Consider the following 14,859-nt stretch of genomic DNA (forward strand, 5'->3'; position numbering starts at 1 on the left):
CGGACGACGGCCTATACTGGCCTGCAACGTCATCCTGCGAGAAACCTATGCCCCCTCACCTCGGCCTGGTGTGCATCACCGCATCGAAAGAGGTCCGCTACCGGACCGTCACCCGCAAGCGCCTGCTCGAGCAATCGCTCGATGGGCAGCGCAAGATTCTGGAAGATATTTTCCGCGATAACATCCAGACCTTCGACGGCGCCATGCGCTATTGCCAGCAGAACGGCATTGCCCTGTACCGCCTGCCGTCGTCGATCTTTCCGTTTTCCGACGAGCCGATCGGGCGCGAGATCCTGGAAACCCTCGCCCCGATCCTGGCGCGCTCGGGCGAACGCGCAACCGCCGCCGGCATCCGCCTGGTGATGCACCCGGACCAGTTCGTGGTGCTGAGTTCGGATTCGCCGGCGGTGGTGGAGAACAGCGTCAAGATCTTGCAGATGCACGCCGACATCATGGACTTGCTGAAGCAGCCACGCTCGCCCTGGGCGATTCTGGAAATCCACGGCGGCAAGTCCGACCGGGCCGACGCCCTGGTGGCGGCGATCGGCCGCCTGCCGGAGGCGATCCGCTCGCGCCTGGCGCTGGAAAACGACGAGTATTCGTACAGCGCCGAAGAAATCTACGCGATCTGCAAGCGCGCCGGCGTGCCGATGGTGTTCGACGCCCACCACCACATCGTGCACGAAAAGCTCGACAGCTACGAGCACCCGAGCGTGGCCGAGATGCTGGCCAAGGCGCGCGAGACCTGGCCCGACCCGGCGCAGCAGCTGGTGCACATCTCGAACGGGCGCGAAGGTTTCAACGACCGCCAGCATTCGGACCTGATCGCCACCATGCCTTCGTCCTACGCCGGCGCGCCGTGGATCGAGATCGAGGCGAAATCGAAGGAAGAAGCGATTGCCGGGCTACGGCCCTGGCTCGGCACGCTTGCCGTCCAGGCCGGCTGATCGACATCAAGCGGACGGCGCTGCCGCCGCCCGCTTCCGATTCCCCTACCCTTATTCGCTGCGCTTGACGATCACCGCCTCCAGGTACTCGGACGGCACCACCAGCGAAGCGCCGCCGGCGGTATTCGCGCCGTGCAGCATGCAGGTGATGTCGGCCTCCAGCGCCGCCTGGCCGGCGCCGTCGAGCGCGGCAAACGCTTTCTGCACCGGGCCGTAGTAATCCTTGAATACCTGCAGCCAGTGCCCGGTCGAGGCATAGCGGAACAGGAAGCTGCGGCGCGTGATGCGGATGCCGGCCGCCTGGGCGCCGAACAGTTCGCGCAGGTAATCCTCGCTGCCCCACATCGCCGGGGAGCGCAGCCCGGCCGGTGGCGGCACGTACTTGCCGATGGTCTTGAACAACTGGCCGACCAGGCCTTCAGGCGTCCAGCTCGCCAGGCCGATACGCCCGCCCGGACGCACCACGCGCAACAGCTCGCTTGAAGAGCGGGCATGGTCGGGCGTGAACATCACGCCGAAGGTGGACAGCGCCACGTCGAACGTGCTGTCGGCGAACGGCAGGTCCTCGGCATCGGCGATACGGAAATCGATCTTCAGGCCCTCGGCCTCGGCGCGTGCGCGGCCCTTGTCCAGCAATGCCGGCACGTAGTCGGTCGAGGTCACGCGGGCGAAGCGGTGCGCGGCGGCCAGGCTGGCGTTGCCGTTGCCGGCCGCCACATCGAGCACGGTCTCGCCGGCACGGATGTCGGCGGCTTCGGCCAGGGTTTCGCCGACGATCTGCAGGGTGACGCCGATCACGGCGAAGTCGCCGCTGGCCCAGGTGGCCTGCTGGCGGTGCTTGATGGCGGCAAAGTCCGGCTGGGCGGCGCGCCCCTGCGGCAAGGTTGAAGTCGATTGCGTTGGCTTGTCCATGGTGGCATCCTCCCATCTCCTAGTTGAAGATGACGAGTATCGCGCGCATGCGCAGCGGCGGCTTGCTCCAGCGTCGCTCCGGTTTGCCCGCGCATCCTGAACCGATGGGTATCGACACCTTGTCCGATGTGCTGCGCTCGGTACGCCTGCGCGGCGCGGTCTTCTACCAGCTCAGTTTGCCGACGAACTGGGCGGTGGAAGCGCCGCCCCTGCGCGACCTGGCCGGCCTGCTGTTCCCCGACGCCGAGCACGTCATGGAATACCACGTGCTCACGCGCGGTAGCGGCTGGGTCACGGTGGCCGGCCTGGCGCCGGTGCGCCTGCAGCCGGGCGACACCATCATCCTGCCGCACGGCGACGGCCACGTGCTCTCCAGCGACCCGGCCCAGCAGCCCACGCGCATCGATCCGGCCTGGGTGGCCGCCACCCGCGATGCGCCGAAGCCGATCCCGATCGTGTTCCACTCGCAGTACGAAATCACCTGGGGCGAGCCGGCCCAGGCGGCCGAGAACGGGGTGACCTGCGGCTTCCTCAGCTGCGACCGTCACCCCTTCAACCCGCTGCTTGGCGCCCTGCCGCGCCTGCTGCACCTGCCGGCCAGTGGCGCCAGCGCGCGCACCGACCTGGCCGCCCTGGCCGCGCGCGTGGAACAGAACCAGCCGGGCGCCGCCGCGCTGCTGGAACGCGCCAGCGAAACCATGTTCATCGACGCCCTGCGCCGCTACCTCGAGCACCTGCCGGCCGGCAGTACCGGCTGGCTGGCCGGACTGCGCGACCCGCAGCTGGGCCGGGCGCTGGGCCTGATCCACCGCGCGCCGGCGCGGCCCTGGACCATCGACGACCTGGCGCGCGCCGCCGGCCTGTCGCGCTCGGTCTTCTGCGCCCGCTTCCTGCGCTTGCTGGGCCAGCCGCCGATGCAATACCTGGCGCGCTGGCGCATGGAAGCGGCGGCCGGGCTGCTGCGCGACAGCCGGGCGCCGGTGGCGTCGGTGGCGCTGGAAGTCGGCTACGAGTCGGAGGCGGCGTTTGCGCGGGCGTTCAAGCGCGAGGTGGGGACGTCGCCGGCGCGCTGGCGGCGCGAGCATGTGACGACGGGTTGATGCTGCATTCAAGAAATTATGGACTTGCGGCTAGTTCATGCTAAAATTCGCCGCCTTGGCCTGGTAGCTCAGTTGGTAGAGCAGAGGATTGAAAATCCTTGTGTCGGTGGTTCGATTCCGCCCCGGGCCACCAAGAATGCAGCATCCCTGACGATGCAAACAAAACGCCACCTTCGGGTGGCGTTTTTGTTTTCGGCTGGACCGTGCAATATCCATGCACCGGTATGTGAAAGTGCTACGATAAAGGCAGTTCACAACACGCCTATTGCAAGGATTGCCATGCCAAGCCAGCCGGATCTCACGGTCTACTCATCAGACCACCAGCTTCAGCTCGTGGTGGAAATAAAACGCGTATCAGGCAAAGGGCCGGAGTGGGCGGCCGAACTCCATCGAAATCTTCTCGAATACCACGCAGTTCCGCCCTCCCCTTTCTTCCTGCTTGTGTTACCGGACCATTTGTATCTATGGTCGACCCAGCAAGGTGAGGATGCCTATCTGCCACAGTATGAAGCAGTGACCACATCGGCACTAAAAAAGTATTTACCTAAAAAAGCTCATTATTCCAGTGAAATAACCGAGCTAGGCCTTCAACTGGCCGTGCAATTCTGGCTGAGCGAATTGACTAATCCCAATGCAACTCCGGATGCACATGAATATGGGCAGTGGGTCATGGAATCAGGACTGTTCGCTGCCATTCGTCGAGGATCGGTTCAAATCGAGGCCGTGGTGTGATCGTTTATATCGAGTCGAATTTCATTCTGGAACTCGCACTCTTGCAGGAGGAAGGCGCGTCTTGTGAAGCCATCCTTCACCTGGCGGAAACAGCTGCGATCAAGATTGCAGTTCCAGCATTTTCATTGGGTGAGCCCTACGAAACCCTGGTACGCCGCCACCGTGAACGGCGTGCACTCGCTGGTGCCCTGGCCAGCGAGCTGACACAACTGCGGCGCTCCGCATCCTATAAGGAGAGCGTCAAGGACGCGGATGCGATGGCCACTATCTTGACCGAATCAGGTAGGCAGGAAAGCGAACGGCTCAACTCGGTTTTGCTACGACTGGCCAATATTGCGGTTATTTTGCCAAACGACCGCCCTGTGATGCATTTGGCGTTGACGTCACAGCAGTCACTCAACTTGAGTCCGCAAGATTCCATCGTCTATGCATCGGTGCATCAGCATGCCAGTACTGAAACTGATGAGAAATGCTTTATCAACAAAAACGTCAAGGATTTCCTGATACCGGAAATTGCAGCCGAATTTTCTGCATATAACTGTAAACTGCTGGGCAAGTTTAGTACCGGACTCGGCTATATACGTTCCAGATTGCCTGCAATGACTGCGGCAAAGTCCAGCGCTGCAGGAACTGGCGATTGAAAATCCTTGTGTGACTTACTCTTTCCTTTCCCTGAATTCACCTTCAATCACCGTGTCGTCCTCTTTGTTGCGCGCGCTGTGGCCTGCGGCAAATCGCGAGAACGGCGATGACAGCCGCTTGAACACGGTTCTTTTCAGCCAGGGATAGCCAAGAACAAAAGCCGTCGTCAATCCTGTGAACACTGCGGGCACATAGTCGCCGTGCGACAGGAAGAGCAACAAGGTCAATGCGAGCAAGCTTACGATGAGCGGCCGGCGTGCAGGTTTCGGCAGCAGGCCAATAATGCGCAGCCTGCCATTGCTTATCCACGGAAACCGTGCGAACAGAACGCCAAGCAGCAAGCCGGCCATGAACCGGCCCGTGCCGAGTTGATCGGCCAACACGCCAACGACGAGGAAACCGGTGTAGGTCATCGTGCCGGCCAGGGCGGCCAGCACGCATAAGACAAGGGCGATCGTAAGCCTGGGTCTGCCGACCGCCACTCTGATGAAGGAACCGAGGATTTGTGTACTCCTGCAAATGAATCGGAATGCTGCCGCAAAATTTTAACAGCACTCCCCCGTCTCAGGGTTTTGAACCGGACCAGGCAAGGCGCGCCGCGATTCGGCCCGGGCCATCAAGACGGGCACATCCTCTCCCGATAACGTTTCATGCCTGGCCGCGTGGCGCCAATCCCAGGCGCTTTTCTCCAGACACCCGGCGTTACTGGCTGTATCGATTCGGATTGCCTTTGTTGTACGCGCGTGCCTCGTCACCGTCATCGTCATCCTTGAAGACGGCCGGGCCATCCAGGCTGACGCGCACATCCGCGCCGTTCCATCGCATCCAGGGCGTGTTCTCGCTGCCCGGCTTGGACGTCAGCCCGGACGGCGCCAGGACGATCGTGTCGCCGTCGATGATGGCGGTGCCGATCACGTAGGTGTAGACACTGTCGTCGTCCGCCGCCGCCGAGCGGGTGAAGTCGTAGGCGCATTCGACCACCTGGTCGCCGTACTCCATGCGCATCACGGGCCTGAGCGACGCCACCGATACCGCGCCGTTGCCCAGCGCCGAGTACACGCTGAAGACGAGCGCCACCCGGCCTCCCAGCAGGCCGGCGATGCCGGCATTCACCTCCACCGTTTCCGTCGCCGGCATCTTGGCCGACGCTACCGTTACGTCGCCGCAATGCACCACATACGGCGTGCGGTCCAGGGCGCCCGGCGAGGCGGGCGCGGAGACCAGCTTCATGCGGCCGTCGGCCAGCAGGATGCCGACGCGCAGGTCGAGATCGTCGTTGTCGTCGTCGCCATCGCCGTTGTCCTGCCAGGTGGCGCGCACCGTGATCTTGCGAGGCGCGGCAGCGCCCTTGACCAGCGATACCGTATGCCGTTCGCCGGCCTTGGTCAGGGTGATCTTGGAGAGCGAGACCTTGGCCGGAGCAGGTGCAGGTGCAGCGGCTGGTGCCGGCGCCGGCGCCGCGGCAGGCGCCGCTTCGGTGCCGCCGAAATGGGCCAGCAGCGCGGACAGGCCGCCTGCGAAACCCTGGCCCACGGCGCAGAAACGCCACTGCCCGTCGCGGCGGTAGAGTTCGGCCACGATCACGGCTTTTTCGGTATCGAAGTCCTTGCCGGAAAAGCGGAACACGGCATTCCCGATCGTCATGCTGCTCGCACCCAGGCCGCGCATGCTGCCTGCGCCGTCGAGCGAAGCGGAAAATACCAGCCGTTCTACCGTCGCCGGCAAGTCGTCCAGCCGCAGTGCAAACGTCGACGCCTGGCCGGAGGTGGACAGAACAATCGCGTTGCCAGGGCTCGCCATCTGGTTGAAGAACACCATGTAGCGGTCGTCGGACAGCTTGCCGGCCGCATCCACGCCAAAGCAGGCCACATCGATGGTGCTGCCGGCCGCTGGCGCCAGCATCAGCTCCGTCGTTAGCGTCGAAGAACATCCCAGGTCGGAAAGTTTGCTTCGGTGACCGCGAACAATCTCAGCCATTGTGATGTTCCTCCAGTATGTGTGATTGAATATTTCTCCTCAGAAAATTATAACGAAAGAGCGCCGTGTTGCGGCATGCATCCTGCAGATCCCTGCGCCATTACGCCAGGCGCCATGCGGTCACCGCTTTAACCGCCAACAGCTAGCTGTGACGATAAGGCGTACCCGCTGGCCTCAGCTTTCCGTGACTTCCACCCGGTGGCTGACGGCTGTACTGCGTCCGTCACGGTCGACCACCGTGACGACCAGTTCATAGACGCCCGGCGCTGTGTAGCCATGGCTGGCGCTGGCAGTGCCGGCGCCGCCGCTCTCGCGTAGCTTGCCGGCCTGTGTGGCGCTGCCGTCGCCCCATGACCAGTTGACGCTGCGCGTGCCGGTTCCGTCGTCGTCGAGGAAACCGACCCTGGCGTCCAGCCTCGTGCCAACCGTGACCGAGGCCGGCGCCAGGACCGGGCCGAGCACATGGCCGCCAGCATGCCCGCCACCTGGCTTGAGCAGCACCAGTCCCGCATTCGAGCTCGCCACGATAATGCCGCTATCGTTGATCGACAGCGCCTGCTCCAGCACCAGGCCGGGCGGCGCACGGTGCAAGGCCCGGTTCAGGTCCAGCATGCCGCCGCTGGCGCTCCAGACGAAGGCGCGCATGGCGCCGGCCCGGTCCTCTGCAAAGCCGACCACCTGCCCCCGTGCATTCACATCGCGTGCAACCGAGGTCCTGCCGCCCAGGGTGCCGAGTTCGCGCATGCCACCGGTACGCGTCCACGACATCGCGCGCTGGCGGCCATCGGCGTAACCGATGCCGCCGGCGATATGCAGGCCGGGCGTCATCGCGTTCACCCAGGCCGTGGTGCCGCGCCCGGTGCCGAGATCGACCATGCCGCCCGCCCGCGTCCACAGGAAAGGCCGGTCGCCGCCGTCGTCGAACGAGGCGAGACGGTTGCCGGCCACTTCGCCACCCGCCCCGACTGCCACCGGCGCCGACTCCACGCTGCCCAGGGTGTCAATGGCAACCGTGCCGCCCGAGCGTGTCCAGACGAAGGCATGGGTTTGTTCATCGTCGATCGTGGCCACGCCGGCGATCAGGCCGGCATCGTTCAGCACCCGGCCAGCCGACGGCCAGGGCAAGCCGGGCGCCAGGCCCAGGTCTTCCACGCCACTTGCGGCGCTCCAGCGAAACGGCCGGGCCGCGCCGTCGGGTGCATGGCTGAACGAGCCGGTCACGACGCCACGCCTGTTGATGGCCAGTCCGTACGAACGGCCACCGGCAGCACTGCGGATGCCGAGCATGCCGCCGCCCGCGCTCCAGACAAAGGCGTTTTCGAGGCCATGCCCGTCCAGCGAAGTGCCCGCAACCTGCCCTGCATCGTTCAGGCCGGCGATATACACGTTCGCTCCGCCCAGCGAGCCGATGTTTCTGACGACAGTGCCGTCATAAAAGAATCCTGCCGTGCGGCCGGCACCGAGCATCGAAAAGGCCACCTGTCCGGTGGCGTTGATGTGCGGGTAGGCGGCGATCGTGCCGGGACCGAGATTGATCACGCGGTAGCTTGTTTGCGGACTACCCTGCGCGCCGTGCCCATCGCCCGACGCCTGGGCCATGGCGGCGGTGCCCCATACCAACGACATCACAAGCAGCCAGGCCATACGCAGCATTTTCCACAGTGCGCGGACGGCTGACGCACCGATTCCTCGAACAACTTGCATGAACGCTCCCATCAAATTGGACCCGGCCCGCTGGTATCGCGGCGGCCGGGCAAGAGGCATCATCATGCGCTGCGAACTGGAGCGCACGAAGAGGCGCAGCGTGAAATCACGCGATCCCTTGTGCTGCGCCAATCGGCTATTCACGGATCAATTGTTCCTAAACACGAAGCGAGAGCCGGCGCCATGGATGAGGAAAGTGGACAGCATCACGCAGAGCGGCTACATTGTTCAGTTGCCAACTACGGTCCGTATCCCTTGGCGCCCACTCACCGAACAAAGAAGAATCCATGCAACTTGCCGCTGTCCTGCGCCGTACCGGCGCCTTCGTATTCGCCGCATTGGCGCTGGGCTGCTCCACCTCGCCTGCGCCGCTGCCGCCGGCCGCCACGTCCATCCTTTTCGTTGGCAACAGCTTCATCTACGGCGACCCGGCCGGCGCGCCCGCGCCGCTGGTCAAGTTCTTCCGGCCGGCCAGCGTGACGGACCTGAACGGCGAAGGCATCGGCGGCGTGCCGGCGCTGTTCAAGGCGATGACCGAGCAGGCCGGCCTGCGTTACGACGTGAGCCTGGAAACCATCCCCGGGGCCGGCCTGAACGCGCATTACGACAAGAAGCTGCCTGTCATCGCCAGGCCCTACGACGTGGTCTTGCTGCAGAGCTATAGCACGCTGGATGCGGCCAGGCCCGGCAATCCCGAGAGCCTGATCACGTACACCGGCCTGCTTGCACAAGCCTTGCGCGCGCAGAATCCGAAAGTGGACATTCGCCTGGTTGCCACCTGGTCGCGCGCCGACCAGACCTACAAACCGGGCGGCGCCTGGTACGGCAAGCCGATCGACGCCATGGCGCTGGACGTACGCCGTGGCTACGATGCCGCCGCTGCCGCGCATGGTCTTCCCGGCGGCGTGATCCCGGTCGGCGAAGCCTGGAACCGCGCCATCGCCGCCGGCCTGGCCGACGCCAATCCGTATGACGGCATTGGCGCCGGCCAGGTCAATCTGTGGGCGCCGGACGCCTACCACGGCAGCGAGCACGGCTACTACCTGGAAGCGCTGACCATCTTCGGCAAGGTGACCGGGCGCGATCCGCGTACGCTCGGCGCCGACGATCCGGTGGCGCGCGACATCGGCATCGACGCCGCGGCGGCCGGCGCGCTGCAGCGCTTTGCAGCCGAGCAGCTGGCCGCAAAGCCATAAGGCGCGACGCATTGAGCCTGCACTGAGCACGCATTGAACACGCACTGAGCAGCCAGTGAGCAGACAGTGCGCCGATCCCGGCCTGCCAACGCGGCCCTGGCAGGCATCACTCCTGCACGATGCTTCCCTCCGCCAGGCGCCCGGCCACTACGCCCGCTGCCGCGCGCGTGTTGTCGTAGTCGACCACCTGCGCCTTCCCCGCCGCATCGGTATGCCAGATCTTCAGCGCCAGGCCCGCGTCCCCGCTTCCCGGCGCGGCGGCCGAGGTGGCCAGCCTGAAGCGGTAGCTACCCTTTCCTCCGACCGTACCGCTGCCCTCGAACACATGCTGCGCCCCCTGGCGGCCCACCAGCCGCAGGTCCTGGCTGCGGAAGTCCAGGCCCGGCAGGGAAAAGCGCAATTGCGCCGGGACGTCCTTCGCTTCCGCCGACAAGGGCGCGACCAGGCTGAAGCTGGCATCCCAGACATGCAGCGGCTGCGCCTTGAACGCCCCCAGCGGCGACGTCACCGCCCCGCTGCCGGCCAGCATGGCGCCCGCACCTGCCGTCACCACCACCTCGCGGCTGACCGTCGTGGCGCGGCCGTTGCGGTCGACCACGGTGGCCTGCACCTGGTAGATGCCGGGCGCCGCATAGCTGTGGCTGGCGCTGGCGCTGCCACTGCCCTGGTTTTCGCTGAGCCTGGCCGCCTGTAGCGCGCTGCCGTCGCCCCACGACCAGCTGGCGCTGCGCGTGCCGCCCCCGTCTTCGTCGACGAAGCCGACCGATGCGTCTACTTTTGCACCGGCCTTGACCAGGCCTGGCGCCACGACCGGGCCGAGCGCATGCCCGCCGTGCTGGCCCCTGTCGGGCCTGAGCAGCACGACCCCGGCGTTCGAGGTCGCCACGATGTCGCCGTTGTCGTTGATACCGTAGGCGCCGGTCAGCACCAGCCCGGGCGGCCTGCGGCGCAGGTGGTTGTTCAGGTCGCGCATCCCGGTTTGCGCGCTCCAGATGTAGGCGCGCCGGCTGCCTGCCTTGTTGTCGGCGTCGCCCACGATCTGGCCCTTGCTGTTGATGGCGATCCCGCGCGAACTGGCGCCGCCGAGCGTGCCCAGCGTGCGGGCGCCCGCGCTGCGTGTCCACGACACCGCCCGCTGGGTGTCGTCGGCGTACGTGAGGGTGCCGACGATACGCAGGTCGCGCGTCATGGCGGACACGCCGCCGGCAATGGCGCCAGCGGTCCCGAGGCTGATCAGGCCGGCGCTTCGCGTCCACAGGAAAGGCTGGTAATACGGGTAGTTGGGACTGCCGAACGCAGGCAGGTAGGCGCCGCCCACTTCGCCGTTCGGCGCCACCGTTACGGGCAGCGCATCCTGGATGGTCGGCGACGGCGTGATATCGATCATGCCGCCGCTGCGCGTCCATGCGAACGTATGCCGCTGGTTGTTTCCCGCGCTCGACGCACCCGTAATCAGGCCTGCGTCGTTGAGTTCAATGCCGAAGGACGACGATTCCCCGCCGGTGGTCAGCGCGCCCAGGTTTTCGATGCCGTTTGCGGCGCTCCAGCGATAGGCGTATCCGCCGCCAAAATTCGCCAGACCAGTGGCGACGCCACGGTTATTGATCGCGAATCCCTGGGAGACGCCGGTGTTCCCTGGCCGCAGGTCGATCATGCCGCTGGCCGCGCTCCAGACAAACGCGTGCGAGGTGCCGAGTGGGGAAATGGACGTGCCTGTGACCTGGCCCACGTCGTTCAGGTCGTTGGCGAGGGTCGAATTGCCGCCCAGCGTGCCGATGTCCTGGATCGACGAGCCGTTGTAAAAATAGCCGATGGCGCCGCCGTTCGGGGCCTGCATCGAGAACGAGACCTGGCCCCTGGCGTTGAGCCTGATCGGGCTGGCGGTGAGACCGGAAGCCAGGTTGATCACGCGGTAGGTCGTGTGGCCGCTGCCGGCAGAGGCTGGCTGCGTTCCCTGCGCAAGCGCCGTACCGCCTGCCGCGATGGCGGCAAGCAGGCCGAGCAGGCGAGGCAGGCGCTGAGTTGGCGTAGTGAAGAACATCCCGATTTCTTGAACGCGTTGCATGTTTTCTCTCCAGATAAAGGATGAAAAAATGAACCCCGCCACGAAGCGGACAGGCGGGGACTTCGATCATGCGCCGCGCATCGCGAGCAAGGTGGGACGTCATCCAGAATCGGATGTTCATTTGCGGTGGCACAAACGGTTTTATGCATCAGCGTAATGATCTTGCTTCGGCTTACGTGTATTTGCATCAAACCGTCGCGCCTGTCGCGGACGGCCCCGGCAGGGACGGCGGCGCTACAATCGGCCTCATGAAAATGCGCAAGAAATCCGACCTGCCCTCCAAGCTGTGCGCGCACTGCGGCCTGCCTTTCAGCTGGCGCAAGAAGTGGGAGCGCGATTGGGAGCAGGTCAAGTATTGTTCGGAACGCTGCCGCCGCGCGGGCAAGCCGGACGCCGCGCCAGGCAACCCACCCCGCTAACACCCGCGTTTCTCGTCAGGAGGCGACATGGCAGTCTGGGACGATTTCGTAGCGAACATAGGCCAGCCCGGGCAGCGCGAGCGCATGCGCAAGGTGCTGGACTGGGTGGCGCGCAGCTTTCCGCAACTGGCGCCAAGGATGGCCTGGAACCAGCCGATGTTCACCGACCACGGCACCTTCATCATCGGCTTCAGCGCCGCGAAACATCACATGGCGATCGCACCGGAAAGCGCCGCGATCGAACGCTTCGCCGCCGCAATCGGCGCGGCCGGCTACACGCACACGCCGAACCTGATCCGGGTTCCCTGGACCGCGCCAGTCGATTTCCCCCTGCTCGAGCAACTCATCGCGTTCAACCTGGGCGACAAGGCCGATTGCCAGAGCTTCTGGCGCAAGCAGTAGGCAGGCAGCCCCTGCTCATGCCTTCCGCACAGGACTTCATGTCAGGAAATCCACGGTTCACCGCATTCCGAAGCGGCCCGGTGCAGGGTGCGGCACGATGCCGTCATTCCAACCGCTACCCGCCCACTCCATGAAACGCATGCTCACCAGCATGGCAGCCGTGCTCGCCATGACCGCCAGCCCCGCCTACGCCGAAGATGCCCAGGGCATCTGGACCGGCAGCATCGCCAACTCCCTGCGCGTCACCGTCAAGTTCGACAAGACCCTTGATGGCAAGTGGGAAGCGACCATGTCGGTCCCGGCCCAGAACCTGGTGACCAAGGTCGAGAACGTCACCGTCGCCCCGGACAGGATCGGCTTCGAGCTGACGAAACTGCGCGCCAGCTATGCCGCTACCTGGAACGCGCAGGAGCAGGCCTGGACCGGCACCTGGACCCAGGGCCGCAGCGCGCCCCTGAACCTGAAGCGCACTACCGAAGAAGCCAGCAAGCCGAAGCGCCCGCAGGAAGACGCGATCGCCGCCCGTCCCGCCACCTACACCAGCACCGAGATCGCCTTCAGCAATGCCGGCGCTGATATAAAGCTGTCCGGCACCTTCACCGTCCCGCAGGGCCAGGGCCCCTTCCCCGCCGTGGTGCTGGTGCACGGTTCCGGCTCCATCGACCGCGACGGCAAGGTGTTTGGCCACAAGCCCCTGCTGGTGCTGGCCGACCACCTGAGCCGCCAGGGCATCGCCGTGCTGCGCTACGACAAGCGCGGCGTCGGCAAGTCGGGCGGCAAGCTGAAGGAAGCGACCACGCGCGACCTGGCCGCCGATGCCGAAGCTGCCCTGCGTTTCCTGCGCAGCCGTCCTGAGGTGGACGGCAAGCGCATCGGCGTCATCGGCCACTCGGAAGGCGGCCTGGTCGCGCCGCTGCTCGCCTCGCGCGACCCAGGCATCGCCTTCGTCGTGATGCTGGCCGGGCCGGGCGTGGGCGGCGCCCGCCTGCTGGTCGAGCAGCATGCCCTGCTGGCGCGGGCGCGCGGCGTGCCCGAAGCGGCCATCGAGAAGGACCGCGTCCTGAACCGGGCCCTGTTCAGCGCCATGGCCGAGGAACCGACTCTGGCGGCGGCGCGCGAAAAGGCAGGCCTGATCCTGGCCGAGGCCGAGCGCAAGGGCGAGCTGCCGGCCGGGCGGGGCGCCGCCGCGCTGGAGCGCTTCGGCACGGACTGGTTCCGCGAGCTGCTCGCCTACGAACCGGCGCCGGTGCTGCAAACCGTGCGCCAGCCCATCCTGGTGCTGAACGGCGAACGCGACCTGCAAGTGCCGGCCGGTCTCAGCCTGCCGCCCATCCGTACCGCGCTGGCCGGCAATCCGCGCGCCGTGGTGCGGGAACTGCCGGGCCTGAACCACCTGTTCCAGACAGCGAAGACCGGCAGCATCGAGGAGTACGGCGAGATCGAGGAAAGCTTTGCACCGGCGGCGCTGGACACGATCGCCGGCTGGATCAAGACCACGGTGCAGTGAGCGCCAGCGTAAAATAGCTTTATGGAAACGATCACCACGCCGCATGACCAGCCCCTCCCGCACAGCCTGGCCACCAGGATCGCCGGCTGGGGCAGCGTCGCGCGCCAGTATCCGATCTTCGGCAAGACCTGGTTCGGCTACCGGGTGCGCTCCTTCCTGGTGCCGCTTGGCCTGCTGACCGCGGTCATGGTCCTCATCGGCGCCTTCATCCCCGGTTCCCAGGCGGCGCTGGTGCGTGGCGCCTTGCTGGCGGTCTGGCTGGTGGTGGTGCTGGCCCTGTTTCTCGGCCGGGGCCTGGCGGTGCTGGTCTGCCGGCAGCGCTGGCCGGCGCAGCGCGAAGTGGCCGGTGTCGTCTGCGCACTGCTGCTTGGCGCCCTGGTGGCGCTGCCGCTGACGCCCTACACCCGGATCAACTCGCCACCCCCGTCGATTCCGCACGCCACGCCCGAACAGGCCGAACAGCTGCGCGCCCGGACCCGCGAAAACCAGGTGGTGAACGTGATTTTCTGGGTCCTGGTGCTGGGCTGGCTGGGCGGCGGCACCGACCTGCTGGCCTGGTTGCGCCAGCGCCGCCTGATGCGCGAGAACGAACTGCTCGGTGAAGTCGCGCGCTACAGGGACGAGCGCAACGAGGTCGAGATGCAGCTGTCGATCCTGGCCAGCCAGGTCGAGCCGCACTTCCTGTTCAATACCCTCTCTGGCGTACGCGCCGCCATGCTGAGCGACCCGGCGCGCGGCGTGGCCATGATCGACCACCTGGTCGACTACCTGCGCGCCACCATCCCGCAATTGCGCGCCGACCGCGCCCAAACCTTCGTGTCGCTCGGCTCCCAGCTCGATGCGGCGCAGGCCTACCTCGGCATCATCCGCGCGCGCCTGCCGCGGCTCGATGTCGCGATCGACTGCCCGCCCGAGCTGCGCAAGGTGGCGATTCCGCCGCTGATGCTGATCTCGCTGGTCGAGAACGCCGTCAAGCACGGCATCGAACTCAAGAAGGGGCCGGCGCGCATCGCGGTCAGCGCCGTGCGCCGCCAGGCCGACGATGGCGCGCTGCTGGAGCTGGCGGTCGCCGACGATGGCCTCGGCTTCGGCGGCGCCACCAGCGGCAGCGGCATCGGCCTGTCGAACATCCGCGAACGCCTCAAGCACCTGTACGGCGATGCGGCGGCCCTGTCGCTGCGCGCGAACGACGGTGGAGGCGTGACGGCCGCCATCGTGCTGCCGCTGCGCGCCATGCCAAATACGGGAGCGTGAAC

14 protein-coding genes and 1 tRNA gene are annotated in these 14,859 nt (G+C 66.0%); 10 read left to right on the forward strand and 5 right to left on the reverse strand.

What is annotated here, in order from left to right:
* Positions 1 to 47 precede the first annotated feature (47 nt).
* Positions 48 to 947, forward strand: coding sequence for a UV DNA damage repair endonuclease UvsE (uvsE, locus tag LK540_RS11940; protein ID WP_229437523.1), 900 nt, complete (start codon positions 48 to 50; stop codon positions 945 to 947).
* A 51-nt stretch (positions 948 to 998) separates the two neighbouring features.
* Here the strand turns inward: uvsE and LK540_RS11945 are convergent, their stop codons facing one another.
* The gene (locus tag LK540_RS11945; RefSeq protein ID WP_229437524.1) at positions 999 to 1,859 is read right to left on the reverse strand and encodes a class I SAM-dependent methyltransferase; all 861 of its coding nucleotides are present in this window, start codon (positions 1,857 to 1,859) and stop codon (positions 999 to 1,001) included.
* A 104-nt stretch (positions 1,860 to 1,963) separates the two neighbouring features.
* Here LK540_RS11945 and LK540_RS11950 point away from each other — a divergent pair, with 104 nt between their 5' ends.
* The 4 genes from LK540_RS11950 (at position 1,964) to LK540_RS11965 (ending at position 4,332) form a co-directional block, all read left to right on the forward strand.
* On the forward strand, positions 1,964 to 2,959 hold the full coding sequence (locus LK540_RS11950; RefSeq protein ID WP_229437525.1) for an AraC family transcriptional regulator: 996 nt from the start codon (positions 1,964 to 1,966) through the stop codon (positions 2,957 to 2,959).
* A gap of 57 nt (positions 2,960 to 3,016) precedes the next feature.
* Positions 3,017 to 3,092, forward strand: a tRNA-Phe gene (locus tag LK540_RS11955).
* 20 nt (positions 3,093 to 3,112) lie between these two features.
* Positions 3,113 to 3,691: a hypothetical protein gene (locus LK540_RS11960; RefSeq protein ID WP_229437526.1), complete on the forward strand. Its 579-nt coding sequence runs from the start codon at positions 3,113 to 3,115 to the stop codon at positions 3,689 to 3,691.
* Positions 3,688 to 4,332, forward strand: coding sequence for a PIN domain-containing protein (locus tag LK540_RS11965; RefSeq protein WP_229437527.1), 645 nt, complete (start codon positions 3,688 to 3,690; stop codon positions 4,330 to 4,332). The genes LK540_RS11960 and LK540_RS11965 overlap by 4 nt, the downstream gene beginning before the upstream one ends.
* Before the next feature lie 15 nt (positions 4,333 to 4,347).
* On the opposite strand, the gene LK540_RS11970 is transcribed toward LK540_RS11965, so the two are convergent.
* The 3 genes from LK540_RS11970 to LK540_RS11980 all read right to left on the reverse strand — a co-directional run bounded on the left by LK540_RS11970 (position 4,348) and on the right by LK540_RS11980 (position 7,954).
* On the reverse strand, positions 4,348 to 4,770 hold the full coding sequence (locus LK540_RS11970) for a hypothetical protein (RefSeq protein ID WP_229437528.1): 423 nt from the start codon (positions 4,768 to 4,770) through the stop codon (positions 4,348 to 4,350).
* A gap of 265 nt (positions 4,771 to 5,035) precedes the next feature.
* Positions 5,036 to 6,235: a TerD family protein gene (locus LK540_RS11975; protein ID WP_229437529.1), complete on the reverse strand. Its 1,200-nt coding sequence runs from the start codon at positions 6,233 to 6,235 to the stop codon at positions 5,036 to 5,038.
* Between the two features lie 249 nt (positions 6,236 to 6,484).
* Positions 6,485 to 7,954, reverse strand: coding sequence for a PKD domain-containing protein (locus LK540_RS11980; RefSeq protein ID WP_229437530.1), 1,470 nt, complete (start codon positions 7,952 to 7,954; stop codon positions 6,485 to 6,487).
* A gap of 347 nt (positions 7,955 to 8,301) precedes the next feature.
* Between LK540_RS11980 and LK540_RS11985 the strand changes: the two genes are divergently transcribed.
* A complete protein-coding gene (locus tag LK540_RS11985) occupies positions 8,302 to 9,210 on the forward strand; it encodes a PEP-CTERM sorting domain-containing protein (RefSeq protein WP_229437531.1) in 909 nt (302 codons plus the stop codon).
* A 106-nt stretch (positions 9,211 to 9,316) separates the two neighbouring features.
* Here the strand turns inward: LK540_RS11985 and LK540_RS11990 are convergent, their stop codons facing one another.
* Positions 9,317 to 11,275 carry a PKD domain-containing protein gene (locus LK540_RS11990; RefSeq protein ID WP_229437532.1) on the reverse strand — a complete coding sequence of 653 codons (1,959 nt, stop codon included), beginning with the start codon at positions 11,273 to 11,275 and terminating at the stop codon, positions 9,317 to 9,319.
* A 248-nt stretch (positions 11,276 to 11,523) separates the two neighbouring features.
* Between LK540_RS11990 and LK540_RS11995 the strand changes: the two genes are divergently transcribed.
* From LK540_RS11995 to LK540_RS12010, 4 genes are all read left to right on the forward strand, one after another.
* Positions 11,524 to 11,694 (forward strand): DUF2256 domain-containing protein, encoded by a 171-nt coding sequence (locus LK540_RS11995; protein ID WP_229437785.1) that lies wholly within the window; start codon positions 11,524 to 11,526, stop codon positions 11,692 to 11,694.
* A 27-nt stretch (positions 11,695 to 11,721) separates the two neighbouring features.
* Complete coding sequence (locus LK540_RS12000; RefSeq protein WP_229437533.1) at positions 11,722 to 12,096, forward strand: iron chaperone; 375 nt, start codon at positions 11,722 to 11,724, stop codon at positions 12,094 to 12,096.
* Between the two features lie 130 nt (positions 12,097 to 12,226).
* Positions 12,227 to 13,603, forward strand: a complete 1,377-nt coding sequence (locus tag LK540_RS12005) for a S9 family peptidase (RefSeq protein ID WP_229437534.1) — start codon at positions 12,227 to 12,229, stop codon at positions 13,601 to 13,603.
* A 21-nt stretch (positions 13,604 to 13,624) separates the two neighbouring features.
* Complete coding sequence (locus tag LK540_RS12010) at positions 13,625 to 14,857, forward strand: sensor histidine kinase (protein ID WP_229437535.1); 1,233 nt, start codon at positions 13,625 to 13,627, stop codon at positions 14,855 to 14,857.
* Positions 14,858 to 14,859 lie beyond the last annotated feature (2 nt).

This window comes from Massilia sp. IC2-278, assembly GCF_020708045.1.
Taxonomy (GTDB): Bacteria; Pseudomonadota; Gammaproteobacteria; order Burkholderiales; family Burkholderiaceae_D; genus Telluria.

Bases quoted from the DNA above. Each gene is read 5' to 3' on its own strand.
- LK540_RS11985 (WP_229437531.1), top strand. From the start codon at position 8,302: ATGCAACTTGCCGCTGTCCTGCGCCGTACCGGCGCCTTCGTATTCGCC.
- LK540_RS11945 (WP_229437524.1), bottom strand. From the start codon at position 1,859: ATGGACAAGCCAACGCAATCGACTTCAACCTTGCCGCAGGGGCGCGCC.
- LK540_RS11980 (WP_229437530.1), bottom strand. From the start codon at position 7,954: ATGGCCTGGCTGCTTGTGATGTCGTTGGTATGGGGCACCGCCGCCATG.
- LK540_RS12010 (WP_229437535.1), top strand. From the start codon at position 13,625: ATGGAAACGATCACCACGCCGCATGACCAGCCCCTCCCGCACAGCCTG.
- LK540_RS11950 (WP_229437525.1), top strand. From the start codon at position 1,964: ATGGGTATCGACACCTTGTCCGATGTGCTGCGCTCGGTACGCCTGCGC.
- LK540_RS11960 (WP_229437526.1), top strand. From the start codon at position 3,113: ATGCAAACAAAACGCCACCTTCGGGTGGCGTTTTTGTTTTCGGCTGGA.
- LK540_RS11990 (WP_229437532.1), bottom strand. From the start codon at position 11,275: ATGCAACGCGTTCAAGAAATCGGGATGTTCTTCACTACGCCAACTCAG.
- uvsE (WP_229437523.1), top strand. From the start codon at position 48: ATGCCCCCTCACCTCGGCCTGGTGTGCATCACCGCATCGAAAGAGGTC.
- LK540_RS12005 (WP_229437534.1), top strand. From the start codon at position 12,227: ATGAAACGCATGCTCACCAGCATGGCAGCCGTGCTCGCCATGACCGCC.
- LK540_RS11995 (WP_229437785.1), top strand. From the start codon at position 11,524: ATGAAAATGCGCAAGAAATCCGACCTGCCCTCCAAGCTGTGCGCGCAC.
- LK540_RS12000 (WP_229437533.1), top strand. From the start codon at position 11,722: ATGGCAGTCTGGGACGATTTCGTAGCGAACATAGGCCAGCCCGGGCAG.
- LK540_RS11975 (WP_229437529.1), bottom strand. From the start codon at position 6,235: ATGCTGGCGCCAGCGGCCGGCAGCACCATCGATGTGGCCTGCTTTGGC.